Source organism: Exiguobacterium sp. TDN 0502, from assembly GCF_050846835.1.
GTDB lineage: Bacteria > Bacillota > Bacilli > Exiguobacteriales > Exiguobacteriaceae > Exiguobacterium_A.
This window is the reverse complement of the sequence record NZ_JBOZGJ010000004.1, coordinates 1-25,876: the sequence shown is the minus strand read 5'-3', so window position 1 is coordinate 25,876 and position 25,876 is coordinate 1. Positions and strand designations below refer to the sequence as shown.

30 protein-coding genes are annotated in these 25,876 nt (G+C 48.8%); 12 read left to right on the top strand and 18 right to left on the bottom strand.

The features are described 5' to 3' along the window. Nucleotides 1-38: 38 nt before the first annotated feature. The 4 genes from tkt to yneA form a co-directional block, all read right to left on the bottom strand. Nucleotides 39-2,009 (bottom strand): transketolase, encoded by a 1,971-nt coding sequence (gene tkt, locus ACRPK8_RS05930; protein ID WP_432237364.1) that lies wholly within the window; start codon nt 2,007-2,009, stop codon nt 39-41. 275 nt (nt 2,010-2,284) lie between these two features. Beyond that, nucleotides 2,285-2,521, bottom strand: coding sequence for a DUF896 domain-containing protein (locus tag ACRPK8_RS05925; RefSeq protein ID WP_432237363.1), 237 nt, complete (start codon nt 2,519-2,521; stop codon nt 2,285-2,287). A 113-nt stretch (nt 2,522-2,634) separates the two neighbouring features. Beyond that, nucleotides 2,635-3,288 carry a YneB family resolvase-like protein gene (locus ACRPK8_RS05920; RefSeq protein ID WP_432237362.1) on the bottom strand — a complete coding sequence of 218 codons (654 nt, stop codon included), beginning with the start codon at nt 3,286-3,288 and terminating at the stop codon, nt 2,635-2,637. Between the two features lie 45 nt (nt 3,289-3,333). Beyond that, the gene (gene yneA / locus ACRPK8_RS05915) at nt 3,334-3,621 is read right to left on the bottom strand and encodes a cell division suppressor protein YneA (RefSeq protein WP_023467771.1); all 288 of its coding nucleotides are present in this window, start codon (nt 3,619-3,621) and stop codon (nt 3,334-3,336) included. Between the two features lie 212 nt (nt 3,622-3,833). On the opposite strand from yneA, the gene lexA reads away from it, so the two are divergent. The 5 genes from lexA (at nt 3,834) to ACRPK8_RS05890 (ending at nt 7,786) form a co-directional block, all read left to right on the top strand. Next, nucleotides 3,834-4,448: a transcriptional repressor LexA gene (gene lexA / locus ACRPK8_RS05910; RefSeq protein ID WP_023467770.1), complete on the top strand. Its 615-nt coding sequence runs from the start codon at nt 3,834-3,836 to the stop codon at nt 4,446-4,448. Between the two features lie 32 nt (nt 4,449-4,480). Further along, nucleotides 4,481-4,951: a metal-binding protein gene (locus ACRPK8_RS05905; protein WP_432237361.1), complete on the top strand. Its 471-nt coding sequence runs from the start codon at nt 4,481-4,483 to the stop codon at nt 4,949-4,951. A 186-nt stretch (nt 4,952-5,137) separates the two neighbouring features. Then, nucleotides 5,138-5,839: an MIP/aquaporin family protein gene (locus ACRPK8_RS05900; RefSeq protein WP_432237360.1), complete on the top strand. Its 702-nt coding sequence runs from the start codon at nt 5,138-5,140 to the stop codon at nt 5,837-5,839. A 39-nt stretch (nt 5,840-5,878) separates the two neighbouring features. After that, nucleotides 5,879-7,381, top strand: a complete 1,503-nt coding sequence (glpK, locus tag ACRPK8_RS05895; protein WP_432237359.1) for a glycerol kinase GlpK — start codon at nt 5,879-5,881, stop codon at nt 7,379-7,381. Nucleotides 7,382-7,456: 75 nt separating this feature from the next. Continuing rightward, nucleotides 7,457-7,786, top strand: coding sequence for a hypothetical protein (locus tag ACRPK8_RS05890; protein WP_432237358.1), 330 nt, complete (start codon nt 7,457-7,459; stop codon nt 7,784-7,786). Between the two features lie 72 nt (nt 7,787-7,858). Here the strand turns inward: ACRPK8_RS05890 and dhaM are convergent, their stop codons facing one another. From dhaM to dhaK, 3 genes are read right to left on the bottom strand one after another with little or no spacing between them, the layout of a single operon-like run. Continuing rightward, entirely contained in the window at nt 7,859-8,227 is a 369-nt protein-coding gene (dhaM, locus tag ACRPK8_RS05885) for a dihydroxyacetone kinase phosphoryl donor subunit DhaM (RefSeq protein ID WP_432237357.1), read from the bottom strand. Continuing rightward, nucleotides 8,220-8,822 (bottom strand): dihydroxyacetone kinase subunit DhaL, encoded by a 603-nt coding sequence (dhaL, locus tag ACRPK8_RS05880; RefSeq protein WP_432237356.1) that lies wholly within the window; start codon nt 8,820-8,822, stop codon nt 8,220-8,222. Before dhaL ends, dhaM begins: the two co-directional genes overlap by 8 nt. Before the next feature lie 25 nt (nt 8,823-8,847). After that, nucleotides 8,848-9,816, bottom strand: a complete 969-nt coding sequence (gene dhaK, locus ACRPK8_RS05875; RefSeq protein WP_432237355.1) for a dihydroxyacetone kinase subunit DhaK — start codon at nt 9,814-9,816, stop codon at nt 8,848-8,850. 156 nt (nt 9,817-9,972) lie between these two features. On the opposite strand from dhaK, the gene ACRPK8_RS05870 reads away from it, so the two are divergent. Then, nucleotides 9,973-10,674 carry an AzlC family ABC transporter permease gene (locus ACRPK8_RS05870; protein WP_432237354.1) on the top strand — a complete coding sequence of 234 codons (702 nt, stop codon included), beginning with the start codon at nt 9,973-9,975 and terminating at the stop codon, nt 10,672-10,674. Then, a complete protein-coding gene (locus ACRPK8_RS05865; protein ID WP_432237353.1) occupies nt 10,653-10,979 on the top strand; it encodes an AzlD domain-containing protein in 327 nt (108 codons plus the stop codon). Before ACRPK8_RS05870 ends, ACRPK8_RS05865 begins: the two co-directional genes overlap by 22 nt. A 313-nt stretch (nt 10,980-11,292) precedes the next feature. Here the strand turns inward: ACRPK8_RS05865 and ACRPK8_RS05860 are convergent, their stop codons facing one another. The 6 genes from ACRPK8_RS05860 to hflX form a co-directional block, all read right to left on the bottom strand. Continuing rightward, the gene (locus ACRPK8_RS05860; protein WP_432237352.1) at nt 11,293-11,568 is read right to left on the bottom strand and encodes a GNAT family N-acetyltransferase; all 276 of its coding nucleotides are present in this window, start codon (nt 11,566-11,568) and stop codon (nt 11,293-11,295) included. After that, nucleotides 11,543-11,779: a (4Fe-4S)-binding protein gene (locus ACRPK8_RS05855; RefSeq protein WP_432237351.1), complete on the bottom strand. Its 237-nt coding sequence runs from the start codon at nt 11,777-11,779 to the stop codon at nt 11,543-11,545. Before ACRPK8_RS05855 ends, ACRPK8_RS05860 begins: the two co-directional genes overlap by 26 nt. 119 nt (nt 11,780-11,898) lie before the next feature. After that, nucleotides 11,899-13,245 (bottom strand): type I glutamate--ammonia ligase, encoded by a 1,347-nt coding sequence (glnA, locus tag ACRPK8_RS05850; protein WP_053452953.1) that lies wholly within the window; start codon nt 13,243-13,245, stop codon nt 11,899-11,901. A 45-nt stretch (nt 13,246-13,290) separates the two neighbouring features. Continuing rightward, on the bottom strand, nt 13,291-13,689 hold the full coding sequence (locus tag ACRPK8_RS05845; RefSeq protein WP_023467758.1) for a MerR family transcriptional regulator: 399 nt from the start codon (nt 13,687-13,689) through the stop codon (nt 13,291-13,293). 140 nt (nt 13,690-13,829) lie between these two features. Next, nucleotides 13,830-15,107 (bottom strand): aminotransferase class I/II-fold pyridoxal phosphate-dependent enzyme, encoded by a 1,278-nt coding sequence (locus ACRPK8_RS05840; protein WP_432237350.1) that lies wholly within the window; start codon nt 15,105-15,107, stop codon nt 13,830-13,832. Between the two features lie 2 nt (nt 15,108-15,109). Further along, nucleotides 15,110-16,351, bottom strand: a complete 1,242-nt coding sequence (hflX, locus tag ACRPK8_RS05835; protein ID WP_195865427.1) for a GTPase HflX — start codon at nt 16,349-16,351, stop codon at nt 15,110-15,112. 139 nt (nt 16,352-16,490) lie between these two features. Between hflX and ACRPK8_RS05830 the strand changes: the two genes are divergently transcribed. Continuing rightward, nucleotides 16,491-17,462, top strand: coding sequence for a tyrosine-type recombinase/integrase (locus ACRPK8_RS05830; protein WP_023467755.1), 972 nt, complete (start codon nt 16,491-16,493; stop codon nt 17,460-17,462). A 146-nt stretch (nt 17,463-17,608) separates the two neighbouring features. Here the strand turns inward: ACRPK8_RS05830 and hfq are convergent, their stop codons facing one another. Both hfq and miaA read right to left on the bottom strand, forming a co-directional pair. Then, on the bottom strand, nt 17,609-17,857 hold the full coding sequence (gene hfq, locus ACRPK8_RS05825) for an RNA chaperone Hfq (protein WP_023467753.1): 249 nt from the start codon (nt 17,855-17,857) through the stop codon (nt 17,609-17,611). A 48-nt stretch (nt 17,858-17,905) separates the two neighbouring features. Then, nucleotides 17,906-18,832, bottom strand: a complete 927-nt coding sequence (miaA, locus tag ACRPK8_RS05820; protein WP_432237349.1) for a tRNA (adenosine(37)-N6)-dimethylallyltransferase MiaA — start codon at nt 18,830-18,832, stop codon at nt 17,906-17,908. 503 nt (nt 18,833-19,335) lie between these two features. Between miaA and ACRPK8_RS05815 the strand changes: the two genes are divergently transcribed. Next, the gene (locus tag ACRPK8_RS05815; RefSeq protein WP_432237348.1) at nt 19,336-19,863 is read left to right on the top strand and encodes a hypothetical protein; all 528 of its coding nucleotides are present in this window, start codon (nt 19,336-19,338) and stop codon (nt 19,861-19,863) included. Between the two features lie 36 nt (nt 19,864-19,899). On the opposite strand, the gene ACRPK8_RS05810 is transcribed toward ACRPK8_RS05815, so the two are convergent. Together ACRPK8_RS05810 and ACRPK8_RS05805 are read right to left on the bottom strand one after the other, a co-directional pair. Beyond that, entirely contained in the window at nt 19,900-20,898 is a 999-nt protein-coding gene (locus ACRPK8_RS05810) for an ABC transporter permease (RefSeq protein WP_432237347.1), read from the bottom strand. Further along, nucleotides 20,891-21,811, bottom strand: a complete 921-nt coding sequence (locus ACRPK8_RS05805) for an ABC transporter ATP-binding protein (protein ID WP_023467748.1) — start codon at nt 21,809-21,811, stop codon at nt 20,891-20,893. The genes ACRPK8_RS05810 and ACRPK8_RS05805 overlap by 8 nt, the downstream gene beginning before the upstream one ends. A 126-nt stretch (nt 21,812-21,937) precedes the next feature. Between ACRPK8_RS05805 and ACRPK8_RS05800 the strand changes: the two genes are divergently transcribed. After that, a complete protein-coding gene (locus tag ACRPK8_RS05800; protein WP_432237346.1) occupies nt 21,938-22,702 on the top strand; it encodes an SGNH/GDSL hydrolase family protein in 765 nt (254 codons plus the stop codon). 38 nt (nt 22,703-22,740) lie between these two features. Here the strand turns inward: ACRPK8_RS05800 and ACRPK8_RS05795 are convergent, their stop codons facing one another. After that, nucleotides 22,741-23,091, bottom strand: coding sequence for a DoxX family protein (locus ACRPK8_RS05795; protein ID WP_432237345.1), 351 nt, complete (start codon nt 23,089-23,091; stop codon nt 22,741-22,743). Nucleotides 23,092-23,300: 209 nt separating this feature from the next. On the opposite strand from ACRPK8_RS05795, the gene ACRPK8_RS05790 reads away from it, so the two are divergent. Continuing rightward, the gene (locus ACRPK8_RS05790) at nt 23,301-24,431 is read left to right on the top strand and encodes a S1C family serine protease (RefSeq protein WP_432237344.1); all 1,131 of its coding nucleotides are present in this window, start codon (nt 23,301-23,303) and stop codon (nt 24,429-24,431) included. A 76-nt stretch (nt 24,432-24,507) separates the two neighbouring features. After that, nucleotides 24,508-25,755, top strand: coding sequence for a lysine N(6)-hydroxylase/L-ornithine N(5)-oxygenase family protein (locus ACRPK8_RS05785; protein WP_432237343.1), 1,248 nt, complete (start codon nt 24,508-24,510; stop codon nt 25,753-25,755). Nucleotides 25,756-25,876: the final 121 nt, after the last annotated feature.

The following is a 25,876-nucleotide window of genomic DNA, read 5'->3' as shown; positions in this document are numbered from 1 at the left end:
AGTCCGTCATAAGATCGGACCCGTTTTTCCGGAACTGATTACCCGAGTTGCTTGACTGTCGCTAAAACGTTCTCAATAGACATGCCATATTCTTTCAAGAGGAAGTCTCCAGGAGCAGATGCGCCGAAGCGATCAATTCCGATGACCTGTCCTTCTGTCCCTACATATTTGTACCAACCGAGCGAAGCACCCGCTTCGATGGCTACACGTTTCGTGATGTGTTTCGGAAGAACCGATTCTTTGTACTCCGCTGACTGAGCTTCGAATACTTCCCATGATGGAAGAGAAACGACAGCTACTGATTCACCAAGCTCTTTTTGTGCTTCAACAAGAAGATGGACTTCTGAACCTGTACCGAGTAAGAGTGTATCGGCTTTCGTGACGTCACCCGCGATGACATAACCGCCTTTTTCAGCACCCTCTGTCGTCGTGCCTTCGAGTTCAGGAAGACCTTGACGCGTTAGGACGAGAAGTGTTGGTTTGTCTTTTGCTTGAACAGCTGTTTTCCATGCTGCGATCGTCTCTTTCCCGTCAGCTGGACGGTAGACCGTCACGTTCGGCATTGCACGGAAGCTCATCAAGTGCTCGACCGGCTCGTGTGTTGGACCATCTTCACCGACAGCGATCGAGTCATGCGTCAAGACAAAGATCGATGGAAGACCCATCAATGCAGCAAGACGAACTGCTGGACGGAGGTAATCCGAGAAGACGAAGAATGTCGCACCGTAAGGAATGACACCACCGTGGAGTGCCATACCATTGACAGCTGCTGCCATTGCGAATTCACGTACACCGAACCAGATGTTACGACCGCTTGGGTCGATGTCGAAGTCTGCTTCGCCTTTGAGCATCGTGTTGTTTGATCCTGCAAGGTCAGCCGAACCACCGAATAATGTCGGAACATTCTTCGCAAGACCGTTCAAGACTTCACCACTCGTTTGACGTGTCGCTTTTTTCGACGACAAGTCGTACGTCGGAAGGTCAGCTTCCCAGTTGTTTGGCAATTCGTTTGCAATCGCGCGAACGAGTTCCGCATGCAATTCTGGGTGAGCTGCTTCATATTGTTTCATTGTCTCGTTCCAAGCGTCTTCTGCAGAAGCACCACGTTGCACGATGCGCTCGTCAAACAATGATTTGACTTCTTCCGGGACGTAGAACTCTTCGTGATCCCATACGTAGCTCGCTTTCGTCAATTTGATTTCCGCTTCACCGAGTGGTGCCCCGTGAGAAGCCGACTTCCCTGATTTGTTCGGTGAACCGAAGCCGATGACGGTCTTGACTTCAATCAATGTCGGTTTTGTCGTCTCAGCTTGTGCCGCCGCGATTGCTTTCGAAATCGAATCGATATCCGTTCCGTCTTCTACGCGAATGACTTGCCAGTTGTACGCTTCGAAGCGCTTCTGGACGTTTTCAGAGAATGATTTATCGAGATCTCCGTCAAGTGAGATATCGTTTGAATCGTACAATACGACCAATTTCCCGAGACCGAGGTGACCTGCGAGTGAAGCCGCTTCTGCTGAGACACCTTCCATCAAGTCCCCGTCTCCGCAAATCCCGTATGTGAAGTGATCGACGACGTTGAGATCGTCACGGTTGTATTTTGCTTCAAGGTGACGCTCTGCCATCGCCATACCGACTGCCATCGCAATCCCTTGACCAAGTGGACCAGTCGTTGCATCGACACCAGCCGTGTGGCGGTATTCTGGGTGACCTGGTGTTTTTGATCCCCATTGACGGAATGATTTTAGATCTTCCATTGACAGATCATATCCCGATAAGTGGAGGAGTGAGTAGAGAAGCATCGAACCGTGTCCGGCTGAAAGTACAAAACGGTCACGGTTGAACCATTCTGGATTTTTAGGGTTGTGGTTCATATGATCCGCCCAAAGCGAGAATGCCATCGGCGCTGCTCCCATTGGCATACCTGGGTGACCCGAGTTCGCCTTTTGTACGGCATCAATCGATAAGGTACGAATCGTATTAATTGCTAATTGTTCTACTGTCGTCATGTTCGTCAAAACAATCATCCTCTCTCTTTTTCACAAATTCCTACTCATTTTAGCATACTCTCAAATGTGATACAACTTTTCTAAATAGTATGTCACATTAAAATGAATGCGCTATCTATAGCCGTTCCACCGACTTATACAGGATGTCTGAATCGATGAAAGGTCCCTATTAAGACGTATTGCTATCGCACAATGTCTCCTCTTCTAACCGCTCCAATAAAAAAAAGAGGTCAACCTGACGTGAGACCTCTTTCTTCTATAGAAGAAACAAATGATTATTGTTTGTTCCGTTCTTCTTCTTGTGCTTGTTTTAACTTCTCTGGTGTCACGTCCGTTCCCTCTTCATCGACGATCTTCATGCCCATGAGTTGGTTTTTGAACGATCCTCGGAATGCTTCAAGATACGCAGCACGTAATTCTTTTTGCTCCGCTGTTTCCGCTTCGGACAATGGCTCGACTTTTGATTTATTCGCTAGTGCATTGATTCGATCTAACTGTTCTTGTGATAACATGGAATCCCTCTTTCTCTATGACTCAAAACTTGAGTTGTTCAATTGTATCCTTACTGTAAAAGAGCCTACTAAAAAAAGCAAGTTAACCGCGTCAGCAGACGGGTCACTTGCTCTTAATCAGATGTAGGTGATAGTTCACGGTATTCAAGGTAACGTCGATTGACGGTGGCTTTTGAAATATCGTGCCCCATTCCCCGCAGCGTGATCGCAATATCAGAAAACGTCAATCCAAGTTCACGAAGACGAACGATTTCTTCAATCGGAACATCCTTTCGGCTCCGTCCGGCATTCTCCCCTTGCCGGTTGAGATTACGTTCCGGCCGAAATCCCTGTTCGACCGCCCGTCGCATACCACGCGCGATTTTTGCGTTATGCAGTTTCCGCTGGTATTCTTCCACGAGTGAGACGATCTCAAGGACCATCGCTTCCGCATCCGCAAGCTGATATTCACCATCGGAATCAAGCGTCATCAAGCGGACACCATGTTTTTTAAACGTATGCAAAATGGCAATTTTCGCATTTCCTCGCCCGATTCGGGTATCATCCGTCACGAGGACCGCATCGACCGCGTCACGTGTCACGTAATCAAGTACCGTTAACATCCCTTCACGATCAACATCGTATCCACTCTCTTTTTCAGAGACGATCTCTACGACATCAAATCCTTTATGCGACGCAACTTTTGAAAGTTCCATCCGTTGGCGTTCGATTGAACTATCTTGTGCTTCTTTGTCGGTCGACACCCGACAATAAATCACGACCTTCATCGTACCTCACATCCCTGTTCGTTCTTTCACAACTTTTCCATTTTGTCATTGTTGTGCGATTGGTACAACGATTTTGCTTTTTGAGATGACATGTTTTGTCTCGACATCATTATTTTTGATCAACCAATTGACGTATTCTTCATCAGACATCGAACCGTCGTTGTAAACTTCAGCAATTTGTTCGACTGTAGCGTTCTCGTCAACCGTTACGGACGCTGTCATCAGCTGTGCCACTTTTTCATCCGGACGCGGCGTGAGTAAAAAGATCACGAAGGCAATACTTAAAGCATAGAAGAGAATTGAAAAAGCATGAGTACGAATCGTATGAATCATCATGAATCCCTCCAGATATGAAATGAATGAGTTAGAATAAATGTTCGCGGAACAATTGTTCGCATAACTCATAATAAACACAGAACCCGTGTTCGGTCAACACAAAAATGTCGAACAATTGTTTGTACGCTCATTCGTTCTATGTTATAGTGAATTTAGAAACATATATTCTTACATTTCAAACTTCAATCCAGAAAGAGGTGGCAATTCGTATGCGGAAAATGTCTAAGCGCCAACAAGAGATTCTCGACTACATCGTCTCTGAAGTGAAACTGAAGGGGTATCCACCATCAGTTCGTGAAATCGGAGAAGCAGTCGGACTCGCGTCTAGCTCGACGGTACACGGTCATTTGGATCGACTCGAGAAACGGGGAATGATTCGCCGTGACCCGACGAAACCACGTGCGATTGAGATATTGCTTGATAAGCCTGAAGAAATCACGGAAGCTATCGTCCATGTTCCCGTCATCGGGAAAGTCACAGCCGGTCTTCCGATTACAGCAATCGAAAATATCGAAGAACAGTTCCCGCTTCCTGCACATTATGTAGGGAATGAAACGGTCTTCATGTTGACGATTGATGGTGAATCCATGATTAACGCAGGTATTCTTGACGGCGATCGTGTCATCGTGCGCCAACAAAACACAGCAGAAAACGGAGAAATCGTCGTGGCTATGACCGAAGATAGCGAAGCGACGGTGAAACGGTTCTTCTTAGAAGATCAACAGGTACGTCTACAGCCAGAAAACGACTCGATGGATCCGATGTATTTCGATAATGTCTCGATTCTTGGTAAGGTAATCGGCGTGTATCGGACGATTCATTGACGGAGGGACCAGTTTACGACTGGTCTTTTTTCATGCCTTCAGGAAATGTACATGATACCGTCAACACCGTTGCACTGACGGGTTACGTTGCGTATTCGGTCGCAACACAGCAAACGGACTGGTTACCGACTGCCATCGGGATTGCTGTCGGCACTCTTTGGTTGTCACCCGACCTCGATTTAAAGTCGGAACCCTACTATCGCTTCGGACCATTTCGAGTCTTATGGATGCCTTATGTCAAAATCATGCCCCACCGCTCGATCTGGTCACACGGATTGATCATCGGGGATGTCATCCGGCTTCTCTACAGTGCCGCGATTCTGATTCCTTTGCTGTTTCTCAGCCTATATTTTCAGGTTTTAGATGCTGACACGATTGACACCTGGTTCGCTTCCTTACCCGCTTTTATCGTCGGGATCATGGTAGCAAGCACGATTCATATCCTACTAGATTATTCCAGTAGCTGGTTTCGTCCTAAAAAACGAAAAAAGCGTCGCCGCTGACACCTCTTTTTCCTCACAGTAGGTAGGAAGAGGTTTTTTCTTATCCACTTTTACGTATTTTTAAACATCAAAATAAAAAATTTCCATTCCTATATTTCAATTATATGTATTGAAAACGTTCTCAATTCGGAGTAGTTTAAAGGGGAAAGGCCATTATCTGCTTTAATCCAAAGGGAGGGTTTTTGCATGAGCAACTTTGTAAGTGAATTGATTGGAACGATGATTCTCATTCTGCTTGGGGATGGTGTCGTCGCCGGTGTCGTCTTGAAAAAGACGAAATCGGAAAACAGCGGATGGATCGTCATTACGCTCGCTTGGGGTCTTGCCGTCATGACGGGTGTTTATGTGGCTGCAGCAAGTGGTGCACATTTAAACCCGGCTGTCACGATTTCTCTGGCTCTAAACTCAGCTTTACCATGGAGTGAAGTTCCGGTTTATATCGCGGCACAATTAATTGGAGCTTTCATCGGCGCCGTTCTTGTTTGGCTTCATTACATGAAACATTTTGAAGCGACTGATGATCAAGCTGCAAAACTCGGTGTATTTGCTACAGGACCAGCGATTCGCCACACGCCGTCGAACTTGATTTCCGAGATCATCGGGACATTCGTTCTCGTCTTCGGTATCTTAGCATTGGGCGCTAATCAGTTCGCAGACGGATTAAACCCACTGATCGTCGGTTTACTTGTCGTCGTCATCGGTCTCTCGCTCGGTGGTACGACAGGGTATGCGATCAACCCGGCCCGTGACCTTGGACCGCGTATCGCACACGCTATTCTTCCGATTCCGAATAAAGGAACTTCGGACTGGGGATACTCATGGATTCCTATCGTGGGTCCAATCATCGGCGGGGCAATCGCCGTGTTCCTTTACCAACTTTTATTCTAATCCGGATAAAGACATCATTCATTCAAGGGGGATTTCGAAATGGAAAACAAGTATATCCTAGCACTCGACCAAGGTACGACTAGCTCACGTGCGATCATCTTCGATCATGATGGGAAAATCGTCAACTCGGCACAACGGGAATTCAAACAGTACTTCCCGCAACCAGGCTGGGTCGAACATGATGCCAACGAAATCTGGGGTTCGATCCTCGCTGTCATGTCTGAAGCACTCGGAACAGCAGACATTAAACCTGACCAAATTGCCGGAATCGGTATTACGAACCAACGGGAAACAACTGTTGTCTGGAACAAAGAAACAGGTAAACCGGTCTATCACGCACTCGTTTGGCAATCACGCCAAACGTCAGGCATCTGTGATGATTTGAAGGAACAAGGCTTGAATCAGAAATTCCGTGATAAAACAGGACTCCTGATTGATGCCTACTTCTCCGGTACAAAAGTCAAGTGGATCCTCGACAATGTCGAAGGTGCCCGTGAGCAGGCCGAAAAAGGTGAATTGCTCTTCGGTACGATCGATACGTGGCTCGTCTGGAAACTGTCTGGTGGAAAAACGCACATCACAGACTATACGAACGCTTCTCGGACATTGATGTACAACATCTACGAACAAAAATGGGATGAAGAATTACTTGATATCCTCGGTGTTCCGGCTTCCATGTTACCTGAAGTTCGTCAGTCGAGTGAAGTTTATGACAAAACAGTCCCTTATCACTTCTTCGGTTACGAAGTACCGATCGCCGGGATCGCCGGTGACCAACAAGCCGCACTCTTCGGTCAAACGTGCTTCGAAGCCGGTGAAGGGAAAAACACATACGGTACAGGTTGCTTCATGCTCATGAACACGGGTGAAAAAGCCGTTTCTTCTGACAATGGACTGTTGACGACGATCGCTTGGGGCGTTGACGGAAAAGTAGAATATGCGCTCGAAGGTTCCATCTTCGTCGCCGGGTCTGCAATCCAGTGGCTTCGTGATGGACTCCGGATGCTGAAACATGCGAAAGATTCGGAAGGTTATGCAGCGAAAGTCGATTCGACAGACGGTGTTTATGTCGTTCCTGCCTTCGTCGGTCTCGGCGCGCCGTACTGGGATTCCGATGTCCGTGGTGCAATCTTCGGATTAACACGCGGAACAGATAAAGAGCATTTCGTTCGCGCAACGCTTGAATCACTCGCTTATCAAACACGTGACGTCTTGACTGCGATGGAACAAGATTCCGGTATCGAACTGAAGACGCTCCGCGTTGACGGTGGTGCTGTAGCAAACAACTTCTTGATGCAGTTCCAATCGGACATTCTTGGCGTTCCAGTCGATCGTCCGGAAATCAACGAAACGACAGCACTCGGTGCAGCATATCTTGCCGGTCTTGCAGTCGGTTACTGGAAAGATAAAGCGGAAATTAAACAACAATGGAAGCTCGATCACCAGTTCAAACCAGAGATGAAAGAAGACGATCGTGAACAACGCTATGCGGGATGGCAAAAAGCAGTTGAAGCGACTATGGTCTTCAAACCATCTAAATAAGATAACTGACCCGGGCCCTTTTTCAGAGGGCCCGGGTTTTTGATATCTTATAGAAAATATGCTGAGAGGTGCCTCATGAATCCTGCTTATTCAGATCAACAATTAAAAGAACGCATTCAACTCGCGCTTGATGACAATATCACGCATGAAGAACTAGCAGATTGGTGCTCCCGGTATATGACCGACGTCTACCGTAACGACCACTATCTTATTACGACCGACGGACGCGGTCCTTATCCCTTGAGTGAACAAGCGACTGAAGTAGCGAACGATATCGATGCACAATGGGATCTTTATCTTGCTAACCGTTATTCTCGAACCGAATGGCAGACCATTGATTTGGCTACAATTCGTTTGCCTAGAGAATGGCTAGAAAAGTGGTTGATCGATTTGACTCGTAATTGATCATCTATATTTTATCAACAGCATAATCCAAATAAATCCCTCTTCGCCTAGTCGCAAAGAGGGATTCGTCTCTTATTTACCAAACTCTTTTTTCAATCCGTCTTCAATCTCATCGACGGATTTCGACTGTCCACTGAGGACTGCCGCTAAAAATGCACCTTCGACGAGTGGTGCGTCGATAAAACGTACCGTCCGTTCGCCGCTATATAGTTCAAGTGCTAGTTCCGTGTTCATCGTCGCAGAACCGATATCCGTTAAGACGACTCCGTCATCATCGAGTGTGTTCAACGTTTCTTCGATGCGTGTGGCGTCTGTTCCAATACTACCATCCTCAAGTCCTGCTGCCAGTAAAACCGGCGTGTCCGGTGCCATTTCAGCGAGTAATTCCTTCAGCCCGGTCGCAAGCTTTTCGCTATGGGAAACGAGTACAAGATTAACCATGCAGCACCTCCGCGATTTCACCGAGTAACAAAGCACTTGATAGACTACCCGGATCCTGGACGCCTTCTGTCGCTTCACCGAAGTACGACGCGCGTCCTTTCGTTGCGATACGTCCTTTCGTATCAGCAAGCGCTTGGTCGATTGTTGCTTTCAAGTCACCTTCTTGCGAAAGTGCTTCTTGGAATGGTGTCCAAATATCGACCATCGTCTTTTGACCGAATTCTGACTTTCCGCGCGACTTGATGCCTTCCGTCGCCTCGTGGAAAGCATCGGCAAGCTCTGCACCTTCGACCTCTGTTTTCCCTTTAAACGCACCGGCAAACTTGACGAATGCCGTTCCATATAAAGGACCGGATGCCCCACCGACCGTCTTGATCAACGTCATTCCGACTTCTTTGGATAAAGCTCCTAAGTCCTCATATTCGCCGTGTTCTTCTAACGTTTTTTGAACGGCTTGGAATCCTCGTGACATGTTTATGCCATGATCCCCGTCACCAATTTCCCGGTCAAGATCCGTCAATTCCTCTTTATGCTGTTCAATCTGTTCCGCCGCTTTAATCAGTGCGCTTCGCAACTGTTCTGTCGTCAACTTCATCTTCGTACACCCCGTTTTGTCTAAATTAGAATCCAATCGCTTTCGTTTCCGCATCGAGATAACCGAGCAGTTCATCGTCCACCGGTAGCAGCGTGATTGAGAAACCATGCATCTCAAGCGACGTCATATAGTTCCCAACGAACGAACGGGCAATCTCATATCCTTTTGCTTGCAGTTCTTCCGCCACGTATTTATACGTGATATACAACTCGGATTCAGGTGTCCCACCCATTCCATTAACCATGACCGCCACTTTTTTATCGGACACTTCTGCCGTCAGGCGTTCGGTCAACTCCTTGACGATTGCATCTACGGAAGCGACCGCTTTTCGTTCGAGCCCTTTTTCGCCATGAATCCCGATTCCGATCTCCATCTCGTCATCGTGCAACTCAAAGCCCGGCTTGCCGCTCTCTGGCATGTAACATGGCGAGAGTGCCATTCCGATTGAACGAACGCCATGGATGACTTTTTCCGCGACTGCTTTGACTTCACTCAGTGATTTCCCCTCTGCCGCAGCAGCTCCGGCAATCTTATGAACGAAAACGGTCCCTGCGACCCCACGACGGTCTTCCTCTTTTTTGATTGCAATGTCATCGTTGACGATGACCGTATCGACTTCAATGTCTTCGAGTTCAGCAAGTTCCTTCGCCATATCGAAGTTCATGACGTCGCCCGAGTAATTCTTGACGACGAGTAGGACGCCTTTTCCACCATGGGCTGCCTTGATTCCTTCAAGTACCATGTCAGGCGTTGGTGACGTAAAGACCTCACCACAAACTGCCGCAGCAAGCATGCCATCTCCGACGAATCCAGCGTGTGCCGGTTCGTGACCGCTTCCCCCACCTGAGACAAGACCGACTTTTCCATCCAGCGGTACTTTCCGTGCGACGACGTTGACGCCTTCGACCTTTTTATACAAATCAGGGTGAGCTAGTACGAGTCCATCGACCATGTCTGAAACGAACCGGTTTGAATCTTTCATTAATTTGTGCATGAAAAACGCTCCTTTACCTAACTGATTTTTGCCGTACCACTTACTCTTTACCACCAAATCAAGTCGAGTATGTCGAAAAAAACGATGAAAATATTGACCAGTTAGTGACGATATTCCGCATGAATGCTATGCTCTTTTAAAAAGAGGAGGAATCGAATGTCATCCGCTTTTCAAGCAGGTGTCCGTGCCTGTCTGCCTACCGTCCTTGGCTATATCGGCATCGGCTTTTCAGCCGGAATCGTCGGTCGTGCCTCAGGTTTATCTCCCCTTGAAGTCGGATTCATGTCCGTCTTCATCTATGCTGGTGCCGCCCAGTTCATCATCACGAGTCTCTTGCTGCTGAATAGTCCTGCCTCTGCCATCATTCTGACGACGTTCATCGTCAATCTGAGGCACTTGTTAATGAGCCTGACGCTTGCGCCACATGTCGAGACACGTCATCTCCGCGACCGCCTTGGTACCGGGACATTACTGACAGATGAGTCGTTTGCTGTCGCGATGAATACTGCCCAACAAGGGAAACTTTCCCCATCCTTCATGCATGGCTTGAATCTGACGGCTTACTTCAGCTGGATCGTTGCAACCGTTCTCGGCGCCCTTGTCGGTAGTTGGTTCCCTGATCCCGAGCGCTTTGGTCTCGATTTTGCCTTGACGGCGATGTTCATCGGCTTATTATACTTACAGTTCGAAGGAAAACGTTCCCGGATTGCTGTGAATGGTTGCCTCTTACTGATCGTCCTGTTTTTGCTTTACATCACCATGCGCTACTTTTCTCCAGAAGTCGCTGTTCTTTGCGCGACGCTTGGTGGCGCAAGTATAGGAGTCGTGATCACACGATGGAAATCCGTCCAGAATTAATCGCGCTTTTTTTAGCTTGTGGACTCGTCACTTGGATTCCACGCGTCTTACCGTTCCTTGTTCTTCACGGACTGACGTTACCGCGCCTCGTAACGGAATGGCTCTCCTTCATTCCGGTCTGCCTGCTTGGTGCCCTCTTCTTTCAAAATCTACTTATCGCGCAAGACGACGCGTTTCCGACCATTTCAACGCTTCATGTCTTTGCAGCGCTACCGACGATGGTAATCGCAATCTTCAGTAAAAGTCTCTCTTGGACGGTCGTCACCGGTGTTATCACGATGGCGTTTCTGCGATTATATCTGTAAGCACCTCATTCATCTTGAGCATGTTTGGATGAACCCCTTGTGTTATCCTTAAATTGGAAACAAATAAATGATAAAGGAGGCTTTATGATGCCGAGCAAAAGGCTAATGTCCTTTTTGATACTGTTATGCGCTAGTTTTCTACTCGCAAGCCAAATGGATACCCCCTACATACTGAAACAAGGACTGATTGTGCTCTATGTCATCGCTTATTTCGTGGCAATCGTAGCTTATCGGAAAAAGACGATCCGACCTCACAAACAATGACTCGAAAAAATCTCCTCACGTCTTGAGAGACAGGAGGAGATTTTTAAATTCACGCATTCGCTTGTACGTCCTCATAACTTGATTGTTGTTCAAACTCTTTTTTCGCAAACGGACATAACGGCAGTAGCTTGACGTTTGTTTCGCGTGCCCAGTTGACGATTTCGGCAACGAGCTGTTCCCCGATCTGTTGATTCCGATGCGCGGGATCAACATACGTGTGATCGATGATCCACATGCCGTTATTCGTATCGCTGTACGTGATTTCCCCGATTACTTCACCCTCGTGATGGGCTTCGATTTTACGTTCCGCTCGTTTCAGCTCCATTTACTTCCCTCCGTTCGTAAGATAAGGCGCCGCTCGGACAACCGTCGACAACGCGCATGACGTCTTCGACCGGTGCCCCGTCCGCTTCAATCCACGGACGTCGTTTGACATCAAAGACCGTCGGCAGACTTTGTACACAATGACCGGAGTGAATGCAGACTTCCGGATCAAAATAGACCGTGATCTCTTTGCCCTCATATCCCTTCTTCATTACGTCTCGCCTCCCTAATCTCTTGCTGTTGTTACTTTTCCACGTCCTTTCGTCAATCCCTGTTTTTCCATTACAAATAAAAAAGCACTTCCGGACCGAAGTCCGAAAGTGCTTAAGTATTAGAACAAGACCATGTATTGATCGCGTTCCCATTCCGTGACTTGCGTCCGGAACATATCCCATTCGATTTCTTTCAATTCAACGAAGTGCTCTGCGATGTGATCGCCGAGAGCGTGCATGACGACGTCATCCGCTTTCAAGACTTCGAGTGCGTGGCTGAGTGTTGATGGAAGATCATCAATGCCGTTTGCAACACGTTCCGGTTTGTCCATGACGTAGATGTTACGGTCGATCGGAGCTGGTGCTTTCAAGTTGTTCTTGATTCCGTCAAGACCTGAAGCGAGCAATGTCGCAAGCGCAAGGTACGGGTTCGCTGCTGGGTCGACTGAACGAACTTCGATCCGCGTCGAGAGTCCACGTGCTGCAGGAACACGGACGAGTGGTGAACGGTTACGTGCTGACCATGCGACGTAGCAAGGTGCTTCGTAGCCAGGAACAAGACGTTTGTATGAGTTGACTGTCGGGTTACAAACCGCTGTGAACGCACGAGCGTGTTTGAGGATACCTGCCGTGAAAGCACGTGCATCATCCGACAATTGCATGTCTTCGTTGCCTTCATCAAAGAAGACGTTCTCGTTGCCTTTGAAGAGCGACATGTTCGCGTGCATTCCTGATCCGTTGACACCGAAGAGTGGTTTTGGCATGAATGTCGCGTGCAAGTTGTGCTTCGCAGCAATCGTCTTGACGACGAGTTTGAACGTTTGGATGTTATCCGCTGTCGTGATCGCATCCGCATATTTGAAGTCGATTTCGTGCTGACCTGGCGCGACTTCGTGGTGTGATGCTTCGATTTCAAAGCCCATGTTCTCGAGCTCGATGACGATTTCTTTACGGCAGTTCTCCCCGAGATCGACCGGTGCGAGGTCGAAGTATCCACCTTGGTCGTTCAATTCAAGTGTCGGACGACCTTTTTCATCTTTCTTGAAGAGGAAGAATTCTGGCTCTGGTCCAACGTTGAACGATGTGAAACCGAGCTCTTCCATCTCTTTAAGTACCCGTTTGAGCTGACCACGTGGGTCTCCTGCGAACGGCGTGCCATCCGGATTGTGGATGTCACAGATTAAACGTGCAACTTTCCCTGTTCCATCTTCTGTCCATGGGAAGACGACCCATGTGTTCAAGTCTGGGAAGAGATACATATCTGATTCTTCGATCCGGACGAATCCTTCGATCGATGAACCATCGAACATCATTTTGTTATCAAGTGCTTTTTCCAGTTGGCTTACTGGAATCTCAACGTTCTTGATCGTTCCGAGGATATCTGTGAACTGTAAGCGAATGAAGCGTACATCCTCAGCTTTAGCGATTTTCAAAATGTCTTCTCGTGTAATGTTGCGACGTGTCATGTGACAATTCCCCTCTCCGATTCGTTTTTATATGGTTACAGGTCCTTACTTGAAGAAACGCCCGAGCTCACCTTGGATGAGCGACGTCTTTCCATGTCGTCCTGCTTCCTTCAATTCATTTTTCAGGAGTTTATACAATTCGCCGTCAGATAGTTCCGGGCGCGTCTCGACGACGCTCTCCGCAACGCGTTCGCGTTTGACGAGATCGTTTTCAAAAATCAATTTGATCCCTGCGATATTCAGTCCCTGATCCAGGTATTCCTTGATCGACAACAAGCGATCGACATCGTTGAACGAATAGAGGCGACGCTTCGTCTCTGTCCGCTCCGGTTTGATCAGTCCTTGTTCTTCGTAGTATCGGATCTGGCGGGCAGATAACGCGGTCAACTCTTGAACGACTCCGATGGGAAATAGTGGCTTGGACTGGCGTGATGAGTCTGCCATGTGGTTCCTCCTTTTTCCTTACTCCATGAGAATAAACCTCTGTCAGGCAACTTGTCAAGCGATGTAAGAAAAGTTAACACAACTTTTTTAATCACTTTACATGAAGTCGTTCAGAGGTCTTTTCACGAGATATTCTAGTATTAAACGTTTTTTTCTGGAATTAATTGTTTTTCCATCAAGTGATTGACGGCTGAGATGATGGCAATCTTGACGTGGCTATACGTCAAACCACCTTGGACGTATGCGGTATACGGCGCCCGGATTGGACCGTCCGCCGACAACTCGATCGATGAACCTTGTACGAACGTCCCTGCTGCCATGATGACGTCGTCCGCATATCCCGGCATGTAATCCGGAATCGGTAACGCATGCGCATTGACGGGTGAAGCGGCTTGAATCGCCTGACAGAAGGCAATCATCGGTTCCGGCGCATGGAACGAGACCGATTGAATCAAATCCGTCCGTTCTGCTGTATGATGCGGTGCCGTGTCAAAACCGAACTGTCCGAGCATGCTCGACGTGAACATCGCGCCCATCAATGCTTGACTGACCGTATGCGGTGCCATGTAGAAACCTTGATACATATCGGGAAGTGCCGATAACGACGGACCGGCTTCTGCACCGATCCCAGGAGTCGTCATCCGGAACGACGCCCGTTCGATCAAGTCCGTCCGCCCGACGAGATAACCACCAGTCTTCGCAAGACCACCACCCGGGTTCTTAATCAACGATCCGGCCATCAAGTCTGCCCCGACATGCGTCGGTTCAATCGTCTCGACGAACTCACCGTAGCAGTTATCGACGAAGATCAGTACGTGCGGATGAACGGCTTTGATGGCAGCGATCGCTTCACCGATCTCGTTGACCGGTAGACTGCGTCGTGTCGCATAGCCTTTTGAACGCTGAATTCCGACGACCTTCGTCTGCGGTGTGATCCGTTCGAGAACGGCCGGTACGTCGATCATCTCGGCGTTTTTCATCTCAACGACATCATACTGGACGCCCAGTTCCTTTAATGAACCGCGTCCGTCACCACGAATTCCGACGATCTCTTCAAGCGTATCGTATGGTTTTCCTGTGATATAAAGCAATTCATCGCCCGGCAACAACAAACCGAACAACGCGATACCGATCGCATGGGTTCCACTAATGATTTGCGGACGACAAAGACCGGCTTCCGCACCGAAGACATCGGCATAGATCCGTTCAAGCGTATCGCGTCCTTCATCGTTGTAGCCGTAACCTGTTGACGGCATGAAGTGAAAATCACTGACCTTGTGACGTCGGAACGCATCAAGGACACGGAATTGATTATATTCCGCGACCTCTTGCGCTTTCTTGACGTACGGGGCGATCTGTTCCTCCGCCCGGTCAATGAGCGGGCGGAGCGTTTCGTAATGGGTTAATTCTGAAAACATGTTTACACCTCGTATTGTTTCAATGTCGCGTATAGACGCGTATCTTTACGCAAGTAACCTTTAAGAATGACGGAACCATCTTCTTCGAATGATTCCTTCAAGTTCATCATGACTTCCTTCGCTGGATTATAGTGAGCAAAAGCGTCAACCGGAATGCGGATCTCGAGATACTCAAGGATTTCGCTGATCGAACGTTCGATTTCTTCGATCAAGCGTTCGATATCCTGCGGGTCAAGGGCAGAGATCAGCAGCTTTCCGCCTGTGAACAAGCGGTTCAGTTGATCCTTCTTGTTGTAGACCTCAAGCTGCGGTATATCACCGGCACCGAGTTCATCGAGGACATCGTTCGTCGTCTGCATCTGATTCAAGTAATGCTCACTCGACGCATCGACGACGTGAAGGATCAAGTCCGCTTCTAGCACTTCCTCGAGGGTCGAGCGGAACGCCGCGATCAACTTCGTCGGCAGATCTTGGATGAAACCGACCGTATCCGTCAGCAGGACTTGCCCGCCTTCCGGCAAATCGACTTGACGTGTCAACGGATCGAGCGTCGCGAACAACTCATCCTTCTCGTACGTGTCGGCTTGTGTCAATCGGTTGAAGATCGTTGATTTGCCGGCATTCGTATAACCAACGAGCGCGATTTGGAACGTCTGGTTCTCTTTGCGACGTTCCCGGTAACGGGCACGGTGCGCAACGGATGTCTCGAGTTGTTTCGAGATCTCATCAACCCGGCGCCGGATATGACGGCGGTCCGTCTCAAGTTTCGATTCACCTGGTCCACGCGTTCCGATTCCGCCACCAAGACGTGACAGTTGTGTACCCTGCCCGGCAAGACGTGGTAACAGATAACTCATCTGTGCCAGTTCGACCTGTAACTTCCCTTCGCGCGACTGGGCACGACCAGCAAAGATATCGAGAATCAATTGCGTCCGGTCGATCAATTTGATTGCTTCCGGATCCGATAAGGCGATCCGAATATTTTTCATCTGACCGGGTGTGACTTCAGCATTGAATATGATTAAATCAGGTTCAAGTTCGTCCGCTAAAGCAACGAGTTCTTCAACCTTTCCTTTTCCGATGAACGTACGGCGGTCAATCGCTTGTCGTTTTTGATCCAAACGACCGACGACGACACCATGCGCAGTCGTGACGAGTGCTTCGAGCTCCGCGACCGATTCCTCATAGACATGGTCCGGGACATCGGGGAGCTGGCAACCAACGACGATGACGCGTTCTGACATAATATCATTCCTTTCACGAGTAAAGACGTACTGCGCCCCTTATCATACCACAGGCACCGGTTCGTCTGAACTTTTTTGGACAGGAAACATTCGTTCGGTTTATGATGGAAGAAACACCATGAGGAAAGGGAGGAAAACGATGGCACGCGAACAGTCGTATACGCTTCCAGAGTTCATTGAACGCTACCTGTTTTATCTAACGACAAGTGGACGGCAACTTTCGACCGTCCGGCGCTATCGCTATGATCTCATCGAAGTCCATCGCTACATGACGGATGTCGACCAACCGCTCGAGACGATCGACGATTTTAAGGCGATTTCGATCGAGACGTGGAAGACATTCATCAATGAGTACTTGATCGAAGAGAAACTCTACCAGCAAGCGACGGTCGCCCGAATCGTCACCGTCATCAATCAAGTCAATTACCAGATCCGGCAAACGAAAGCGAAGCTGATTGAATACGCACAACCGACGCACGAACTGACGGCAAAACATGTTGCTTCCTTCAAGGAATACGAGCAACTCGTTCGGACGAATCAATCCGACCGCGGGCTGACAGAACATCAATTGAAGGCACGTCCGTTTTTAATCGATCGAAACGAACTGATCCTTCGATTGTTTTATCGCTACGGCTTACGTGTTCATCACATCATTGGTTTGAAGATGCACGACCTCAATTTCGCCCAGCAAGAGATGACCGTCCACGACCGGCTCGGCAACCGCTACTTGCTGCATCTCGAGCGGGAAGATCAAGACATCATGTTGCGTTATTTGAAGACGATTCCGGAACCGGTCCGTCCCCGTTATCACAGCACCGACCCCTTTTTCGTCGCCTTCGACTTCGCTCGGATGACGTTCCGCTGGGTCTACAGCAAAAATGCACCGAAGCAATTGTCGATCGTCATGATCACGAAGATGATGCGTCAGCTGAATGAACGGTCCGATAATAAACGGGTCTTGACACCGTCGATGTTACGCAACAGTTTCATCCTGAAAACATATCAGGACGAGATGACGAAGGAAGAACGTCTGCAGAAGACGTGTCTTTATAAGGATGTCTCGCTCCGACGTTATGAAGAGGCGGTTGAGGAGCTAACGCCGTTATTGTAACGACACGTTTACGATGGGAGTGAGAGCAACTGTCATTTTTCTCATCAATGAAAAACGTACATTTTCTGTGTTCGTCTCGAATTTTCAATGCGACTTTCCTATGAGTGAAACCTAAAAAAAGACGACCCCCCGGTCGTCTTTTTTACTTAGCGAGAGACTTCTTGTGTCTCTTCTTGCTCATATAACGTCACGTTGCGCGCTGGTGCGAACGTCGAAATCGCGTGTTTGTAAATCAATTGCTGTTTACCTTCCGATTCCAAGATGACCGTGAAGTTGTCGAATGACTTGATCAGCCCCCGTAATTGATACCCGCTGATTAAGAACACCGTCGTCGGAACGGCATCTTTCCGTAATTGATTTAAAAAGACGTCCTGAATGTTGTATGTCGCTTTCATGATTCCCCGTGCCCCCTCTTTTTATCTGTTTCTGTCTTCGGGCAACTCTTATTTAACCGCTTTCAGAAACTCTACAGTTCTATCATAGATAATTTTGAACGTTTCTTCAAATGAAAACTTTCCCATATCTACCCAAACCCCGTCAAACTGGTGACGGAACCATGTTAATTGACGTTTGGCGAAGCGACGTGTATTGCGTTTCAGCATATCAACGGCAGGGTCGAGCGGTGCTCCGTCAAAGACCGGCACCATCTCTTTGTAGCCGATCGCTTGCATCGCCTTCGTCTGTCGGTACCCGGCAGCGTCAAGACGCGCCACTTCCTCAAGAAGTCCACTTTCGACCATCATGTCGACCCGCTGATCAATCCGTTCATACAACCGGTCCCGGTCTTCCATGTGCAGGACGAACAACAGACTCTCATAGAGTGCCGGCTTACTGCCGGTCGTTTGTGTCTGACCCGTCCGCGCGACCTCGATCGCCCGGACGACCCGCTGGATATTATTCGGATGAATCGCTTCCGCACGCACCGGGTCGAGTTCCTTTAACTGGTCATGCAGTGCATTCGCTCCGTGTGTCGCTGCATACGCTTCGAGTTCCGCCCGCAAGGCTGGATTCTCCGCCTGCTCAGTAAACTGGTAATCATATAAAATCGATCGGATATAAAGCCCTGTTCCACCGACGATGATCGGTAACTTGCCCCGACTCGCAATCTCATCGATTGTCGCCCGGGCCATCGTCTGAAAACGGGCTACACTCATCTCGTCGTCCGGTGTGACGAGATCCAGCAGATGATGCGGCACCCCTTCCATCTCTTCGGTCGTCACTTTTGCCGATCCGATGTCCATCCCTTGATAGACTTGAACGGAGTCTCCCGATAAGACTTCTCCGTTTAGTCGTTTCGCTAGTTCAATGCCCGTCTTCGTTTTTCCGACTGCCGTCGGTCCGACGATGACGATAACTGGTTGTTTCTTCATTTCATCTCACCCATTCTCTATCTTTTCGTTCTGCTTCGAGTGTACCACAGCCATTTACTCGGGTTAAAAAAATCCATGAAAAAACCGCCCACTCGGACGGCTCACGTTTGCTCGTCTTATACGCGACGGATGAAATCGTCATAGATGGCACTGAAGATGCACCATCCACAAATGACGACGCCTGTCAGCATGATGCCCCAATCTGCCATGGTCGTTCCTCCTCTAGTCATCGTTATTGTGTCTTTTGACTTTTTAAACAGTTTGTAAACCCTTTCGAGCAGGTTTGACACCAATTCTTGGAATCAGTATGATAAAAGTACGATTGGTACGTAGCGCGGAGGCTGACCTGCATCGGCTTCCCATAGAGGCACTGCCTCTCGATTCCATGCCTTGTGCTTGCGCGAGGCAACATAGGAAGAATTCATTCTTCCACACGACAGGTCCGGCATCGTGTCCGGGCCTGTTCTGCGTGCCGGTACACTATTAAAGAGGAGCTGATTCTCGTGCGCATTCAAATTATTGGTGGGTCTGGTACTGGAAAAAGTACACTCGGTGCATTCATCGGACAATCGGAACGGATTGCGTGGATCGATACCGACCATTATCTCTGGAAAGACACGAAGTTCACTGAAAAACGTGATGTCCCCGATCGATTTTCCATGTACGAAGCCGATGTAATGTCTTTTCGCGACTACGTCGTCTCCGGTTCCGTCTTCGCTTGGCATCCGGATGGTTTCAGCAATCGAGACTTGCTCGTCTTCCTATCTCTCGACGAATCGATACGGATGGAACGGCTGATCGCACGAGAAAAAGCACGATACCCGGATTTTACAGGGTCGAGTGCATTCCTCGACTGGTGCCGGACCTATCATACGGCGACGGATCCGATGATGATCGGCACGTTCGCGGAACACCAACATCAAATGGAGCGGTCGCTCTCCCCTGTTCTGAGACTCGACGCTTCATTACCGACACAGCTTCAGTATCAAAAAATAATGGAAACATACGACACGTTGTCTTATAAACAATGAAAAACGGGTCCCCCTCTTCAGGTGGACCCGTTCGTCTTAATACATATCTTTTTGTGTGAAGTTCCAAAACGCAACGATAAGTGCCGCCATCGTCCAACAAGCGAGGACAGCAAGCGAAAACGGAAGTGTCATCCCTTCGATTGGAGGTGCTTGACCATCGAGGTAATTGATCAACCCGAAGTTGACGTTGACGAGATACTTCGAACTTGTCCAGCTTGAGCCGAGGGTCGTCAGTAACGTACCGGAAATCAATACGGCCATCATGATGCCGATCCCTGTCGCTGTATTCTTGACGAGAACGGAGACCATCAAGGCGATCGTCCCGACGACCGCCGTGACGATCCAGGCTAGACCGATCGCCATCAACAGATATTCCCACATCGGTAGCGTGTGCACGAACTCGGTCGAGAACGTGCCGCTCGGTGAAGCCTGAAAACCGGTCAGGATCGGTGCGGTCCAGCCGTCATAACCGAGGACGATCCCGGATATCGCGTAACAGACAATGGCGGTCAATGCCATCAGCATCGACGTGTACAGCAAGACGGTCAACCATTTTGCCATGAGGATTTTCCAGCGCCGGACCGGTCGCGACAGCAATGTCTTGATCGTTCCGTCATTTTGTTCCCCGCTGACGATGTCCGCCATGATGACGATGATGAACAGCGGCAAGATCAGCGTCAGCCCTTGCGAGAAGAAAATCCGGATAAACGTCGGTGCCCCCGGATAGTTCGGGTTGATATCGTTATCGAGATAGTATTGGTTTTGTTTTAAGTCGAATTCAAGGAACTGACGGAACTCATCCTGAATACTGCTCGAAGCAAGACGATTCTGTGTATCGACGATATCTTGTTGAAGTTCAACCCGCCAATCAAGCGTTCCCTGTTTTTTGATTTGTTCTTGGATGTCACGGTACTGTGCGTACGTAAACATTGAAACGAGGACGACGAGAATGATCGCAACAACTGCAAAACGACGCTTCGAAGCGATTTTCGTGACTTCATTTCGGACAAGACCGAGCATATTTGGATTACGCAATATGATCGCCTCCCGTTAACGTGATGAACAGATCTTCAAGCGTCTGGACTTTCCGTTCGATCGTCCAGACTTCAACGCCTGCTTCAAGCAGCTGTTTGTTAAGTGCCGGTGTCTTACTGGCATCCATCAAGGTGTGGACTGTATTCGCATCGACGACTTCCGATACTTGGACTAAATCAGAAGCTGACAAAATCTCGTTCGCCTTGAAGGCATCATCGACACGCCAGTCGACGCCTGGAGCAAGCGACTCGACCAGCTCCTTGACCGTTCCGACTTGAACGATTTTGCCATAACTCATGATTGCGACCCGGTCGGCAAGCATTTCGATTTCAGCCAAGATATGGCTCGAGACGAGGACCGACAGTCCCGTTTCCTCGACGAGCCGACGGATGAATTGACGTAAATCCCGAATTCCCATCGGATCAAGACCATTCGTCGGTTCGTCGAGAATCAAGACGCTTGGTCGTCCGAGTAATGCCTGCGCGATGCCGAGACGCTGACGCATCCCGAGCGAATAAGTCCGGACTTGATCGTCGACGCGCGCTGTCAAATCGACGAGATCGATGACTTCCTGAATCCTTGCCTCGTCGACATTCGGCAACATCCGGGCAAAGACTTGTAGATTTTCGCGACCTGTCAAATATTTATACAGCTCCGGGTTCTCAACGATCGAGCCGATTCGTTCCATCGCTTGGACGAATTGTTTTCGGACATCAAAATCACAGACCGTGATTTTCCCGGAGGTTGGTTTGATCAAGCCGACGAGCATCCGGATTGTCGTCGTTTTACCTGCTCCGTTCGGTCCGAGGAAGCCAAAGACTTCACCCGGCTGGATTTCAAACGAGATATTATCGATGATCGTCTTTTTTCCGATCACCTTTGTTACACCCTCTAGTTTCACTGTTGGTTTCACGTCTCTCACCTCTTATTGTCTATTCTAGCGGAATAATGAATCATTTGACTTGTCAGAACACTTCATTTCCGCACATTCTTTCGACTTTTGCTACAATCAGGATAGAACCATGAAGGAGGAACGTTCATGAAGCGATTACGCTGGCCCCTGTTTTTAACCGTTTCACTCTTACTGACCGCGCTGTTCGGTTACGGTTTCGTCAACGCCTATAGTGACGTCGTCAATCCGCCGAAACGCGCTGTCCTGACACCAACGAAGGAAGAACCTGTCAAAAAAGGTGGAACGTATGTCGCGCTCGGTGACTCTCTGACGCGTGGTGTCGGAGCATCCAACGGCAATAGTTATGCCGCTCTCGTCGGAAACGATCTCGTCAAGGAAAACACCGTCGAGCGTTTCCAAAACCTTGCCGTCAGTGGAGCGCGGACGGAGGATCTATTAAAACAACTTAAACAAAAAGAAGTACTACGCTCCATCAGCCAAGCGAAAGTCATCTCGTTGACGATTGGCGGGAATGATTTGTTCAACCGTGGTGAAGGAGTGACGAACTTCGATGCGAAGAAGACGGCTGAGACGATCAAGACAGCACAGGATAACTTAAAAAAGACGTTCCGTATACTGCGGGAACAAAATCCGGATGCTGTCATCTTCTATGTCGGTCTCTATAATCCTTTCCGTGCGACGGAAAACGGTGACGCCTTCGATGCAATCGTTCAGGACTGGAATGCCAAATCCCGGACGCTCGGTCTCGAGTACGACGTCGAAATCATCGATACGTTCAATCTCGTCCGCGATGTCAAACGTGATTTATCGAGCGATCAGTTCCATCCGAACGATTCAACGTACGAACAGATTGCAAGAGCCGCATTATTAGCTGTCAACAAACGTTTCTAAGAAAAAAAGCCGCCACTCGGGCGGCTTTTTGTTCCAACTCATTTCAGGCGTTTTGCTAGAGCAACGAGTCCCCATTGAAGCGGCAACCGTGTCCAAAGTAACCAAGACGGAAGCCGTTTCCCGTTGACCGGCTTCGGATTGACCGCCATGTTGACGTTCGCCGGTAAGACAGCATACAAGAAGGCAGGCAGTGTCTTGCGAACGAGATGCACGCCTTTTCCTGTCAACAGCATAAGACCGTAAGCAATCTCGATGACACCTGTCACTTGGACGAAGAAACGCTTGAACGGAATGAACGACGGCATGATGCTGACGAATCCTTTCTCATTACGGAAATGACCGACTCCAGCGAACAGTAACCCTGCTCCATAGACGAGACGTAAGATCATTATGTTTCACACTCGCTTTCTTTCTGATGTATAAATCGTTTCGAAACAGATTCAGTGTAACGAAATGACACGGTTATCTCAACTTTTAGAAATTGTCGACGAATTATGGGGAATGATGAGTCATTTCGGGATATCTCCCGTATTCATGAGACCGTACGATTCATTTGCTATGATGAAGTCAGAAATCACACAGGAAGGGATGACGACTTATGGCAGGAAAAACAAAAGGATTATTACCCGGATTGACCGGAGGCATCATCGGTGCCGTCTTAACGGCGACGATTGCGTTTCCGATTCTACTCGATCAGGAACAACAAGTAGCTGACACCCCACTCTCGAACGGCATGCCGAAGCAAGTCTCGACGACTTCGAATGATCCCGTGACGAATGCAGTCGCAACGGCGCAAAAATCAGTCGTGACGGTGACGAACTACCAAGCAGGTAATTCGATGTCACAACAAGAAGCAGCTGCCGGTTCCGGATCTGGCGTCATTTATAAAAAAGAAAATGGTAAAGCATACATCATCACGAATCATCACGTCGTCGATGGCGCCTCGAAGCTCGACGTGACGTTGAACGATGGCAAAACACTTCAAGCCAAATTACTCGGTAGTGACGAAACCTATGACTTAGCGGTGCTCGAGGTCGACGCAAGTGATGTACCTGGTGTCATCACGGTTGGTAAATCGGCTGACTTGAAAGCCGGACAAACCGTCCTTGCCATCGGGAACCCGCTCGGTGAATTCCAGAACTCAGTCACACGGGGCATCGTCAGTTCAAAAGACCGGACTGTCCCGGTTGATACGAACAAGGATGGACAAGATGACTTCAATACGACAGTCATTCAGACCGATGCTGCCATCAACCCTGGTAACTCAGGTGGTGCCTTGATCAACGAACAAGGACAACTCGTCGGTATCAACTCGATGAAAATCGCTGAGTCTGGTGTCGAAGGGGTCGGCTTCAGCATTCCGATCGATGACGCGTTACCGATCCTCAAACAACTGGAGACAAACGGAAAAGTCGAGCATCCGACGCTTGGAGTTTCCTTACAAGACGTCGCTGCGTTCCCTGCCGGTTACTTGAAAGATCAAGTTAACTTACCAGATAGTCAAAAAACAGGTGTTGTCGTCATGTCCGTCGAACCGAACAGTCCTGCTGCTGCAGCTAAACTGAAAACCGGTGATGTCATCACAAAAATCAACGACTCCGAGATCAAAGGATTCGTTGATATCAAAACAGCCCTCGTCAAATCAGACGGTCCACTCTCATTGACGATCATTCGCGATGGGAAAACGTTGACAGTCGAAACCAAAACGACGACGACGGACCAGCTCTAACGAGCAGTCCGACGTTTCATCCGCCTCCCTTTTCGGGTATTGTTTTAGAACAATATCGAATTGGGAGGCTTTTTTTATGTATGACTTAATCGGCATCGGCATCGGACCGATGAATTTAGGCTTGAGTGCCCTTGCCCATCCAACTGAATTAAAGACATTATTTTTTGACGAAAGTGAACAATTCTCCTGGCATCCGGGGATGATGATCCAAGACTCGATGATGCAAACAAGCTTTATCTCCGATCTTGTCACACTTGCTGATCCAACGAGTGCGTTTTCCTATCTGAATTATTTACGCTCCATCCACCGTCTCCATACTTTTTATTTCTACGAAAAACTGTTGATCTCACGCCAGGCTTATAATGATTACTTACGCTGGGTCGCGACTCAGCTTGAAGACCTACGCTTTTCGACACGCGTCATCGATGTGCAAGACACCGGGGATAGTTTTGAAGTTCTCGTCGAAGATGTCACGACCGGCAAGCGGGAAACGTTCGAAGCTCGAAACGTCGTCATCGGTACGGGTTCAAAGCCTGCTATTCCGGATACGTTTGACGAACATGTCATTCACAATACGCAATACGTCATGAACAAAGCCGATTTATTGCAACATGACAAAGTCAGCATCATCGGTTCCGGACAAAGCGCTGCTGAAATTTTTCTTGATCTCTTGACGACATCCGCCCCGGAACGTCCTGAACTCGAATGGATCGCTCGTTCGACGCTGTTTGAGACACTCGAGACCGGAAAACTTGGAGAAGAAATTTTCTCACCGAGTTACGTCACCTACTTCAATCAGTTGCCGCTCGAAGTACGACAAGCATCGGTTCAAAAGTTTGCCCGTTCCCAAAATGGGATCAGTCCCGAAACACTGCAATCGATTTACGCTCATCTCTATGATTTGTCGGAAGAGGAGCAACAGCGCGTTGCGATCCGGGCTAATCTCGAAGTTGAACAGGTCACTTACGACGGACGCTTCTCCATCGCGATGCAGCATCAGGAACTCGGGGAGGAACGCTCATCCGTCACCGATGCGGTCATCGCAGCAACCGGTTTCTCTCCTTCCCTTCCGCGTTTCATCGATCGGCTCGACATCGTGTTCGAGGCACCGGGCGCTTGGAAGGTCGATGCGAACTATCAAATCGAGCGGTCCGTCAACACGACGCACCGTCTTTACGCGACGGCGAATCTCGAACTTTCACACGGTCCGGCTGCCGACAATCTCGGGATGTCCGTTTCACGTAACCAGTTGATCTTAAACGCTGTCGCCGGCGCTGAACTATATCCGGTCGAACGACATGCGACGTTTACGACGTTTGATTGAATGACAGAGCCCCATCTCAAAAATGGACGGGGCTGACTCAAAATTCAGTTTCTACAAAGATAAGGGTGGCAGAATGATGATCTGCCACCCTTATCTCGTAAAAAAGAATGACGCATTACAC

Coding starts and splice junctions, on each gene's coding strand:
- tkt (WP_432237364.1), bottom strand. CDS start 2,009: ATGACGACAGTAGAACAATTAGCAATTAATACGATTCGTACCTTATCG.
- ACRPK8_RS05925 (WP_432237363.1), bottom strand. CDS start 2,521: ATGTTATCACAAGAACAGTTAGATCGAATCAATGCACTAGCGAATAAA.
- ACRPK8_RS05920 (WP_432237362.1), bottom strand. CDS start 3,288: ATGAAGGTCGTGATTTATTGTCGGGTGTCGACCGACAAAGAAGCACAA.
- yneA (WP_023467771.1), bottom strand. CDS start 3,621: ATGATTCATACGATTCGTACTCATGCTTTTTCAATTCTCTTCTATGCT.
- lexA (WP_023467770.1), top strand. CDS start 3,834: ATGCGGAAAATGTCTAAGCGCCAACAAGAGATTCTCGACTACATCGTC.
- ACRPK8_RS05905 (WP_432237361.1), top strand. CDS start 4,481: ATGCCTTCAGGAAATGTACATGATACCGTCAACACCGTTGCACTGACG.
- ACRPK8_RS05900 (WP_432237360.1), top strand. CDS start 5,138: ATGAGCAACTTTGTAAGTGAATTGATTGGAACGATGATTCTCATTCTG.
- glpK (WP_432237359.1), top strand. CDS start 5,879: ATGGAAAACAAGTATATCCTAGCACTCGACCAAGGTACGACTAGCTCA.
- ACRPK8_RS05890 (WP_432237358.1), top strand. CDS start 7,457: ATGAATCCTGCTTATTCAGATCAACAATTAAAAGAACGCATTCAACTC.
- dhaM (WP_432237357.1), bottom strand. CDS start 8,227: ATGGTTAATCTTGTACTCGTTTCCCATAGCGAAAAGCTTGCGACCGGG.
- dhaL (WP_432237356.1), bottom strand. CDS start 8,822: ATGAAGTTGACGACAGAACAGTTGCGAAGCGCACTGATTAAAGCGGCG.
- dhaK (WP_432237355.1), bottom strand. CDS start 9,816: ATGCACAAATTAATGAAAGATTCAAACCGGTTCGTTTCAGACATGGTC.
- ACRPK8_RS05870 (WP_432237354.1), top strand. CDS start 9,973: ATGTCATCCGCTTTTCAAGCAGGTGTCCGTGCCTGTCTGCCTACCGTC.
- ACRPK8_RS05865 (WP_432237353.1), top strand. CDS start 10,653: ATGGAAATCCGTCCAGAATTAATCGCGCTTTTTTTAGCTTGTGGACTC.
- ACRPK8_RS05860 (WP_432237352.1), bottom strand. CDS start 11,568: ATGGAGCTGAAACGAGCGGAACGTAAAATCGAAGCCCATCACGAGGGT.
- ACRPK8_RS05855 (WP_432237351.1), bottom strand. CDS start 11,779: ATGAAGAAGGGATATGAGGGCAAAGAGATCACGGTCTATTTTGATCCG.
- glnA (WP_053452953.1), bottom strand. CDS start 13,245: ATGACACGTCGCAACATTACACGAGAAGACATTTTGAAAATCGCTAAA.
- ACRPK8_RS05845 (WP_023467758.1), bottom strand. CDS start 13,689: ATGGCAGACTCATCACGCCAGTCCAAGCCACTATTTCCCATCGGAGTC.
- ACRPK8_RS05840 (WP_432237350.1), bottom strand. CDS start 15,107: ATGTTTTCAGAATTAACCCATTACGAAACGCTCCGCCCGCTCATTGAC.
- hflX (WP_195865427.1), bottom strand. CDS start 16,351: ATGTCAGAACGCGTCATCGTCGTTGGTTGCCAGCTCCCCGATGTCCCG.
- ACRPK8_RS05830 (WP_023467755.1), top strand. CDS start 16,491: ATGGCACGCGAACAGTCGTATACGCTTCCAGAGTTCATTGAACGCTAC.
- hfq (WP_023467753.1), bottom strand. CDS start 17,857: ATGAAAGCGACATACAACATTCAGGACGTCTTTTTAAATCAATTACGG.
- miaA (WP_432237349.1), bottom strand. CDS start 18,832: ATGAAGAAACAACCAGTTATCGTCATCGTCGGACCGACGGCAGTCGGA.
- ACRPK8_RS05800 (WP_432237346.1), top strand. CDS start 21,938: ATGAAGCGATTACGCTGGCCCCTGTTTTTAACCGTTTCACTCTTACTG.
- ACRPK8_RS05795 (WP_432237345.1), bottom strand. CDS start 23,091: ATGATCTTACGTCTCGTCTATGGAGCAGGGTTACTGTTCGCTGGAGTC.
- ACRPK8_RS05790 (WP_432237344.1), top strand. CDS start 23,301: ATGGCAGGAAAAACAAAAGGATTATTACCCGGATTGACCGGAGGCATC.
- ACRPK8_RS05785 (WP_432237343.1), top strand. CDS start 24,508: ATGTATGACTTAATCGGCATCGGCATCGGACCGATGAATTTAGGCTTG.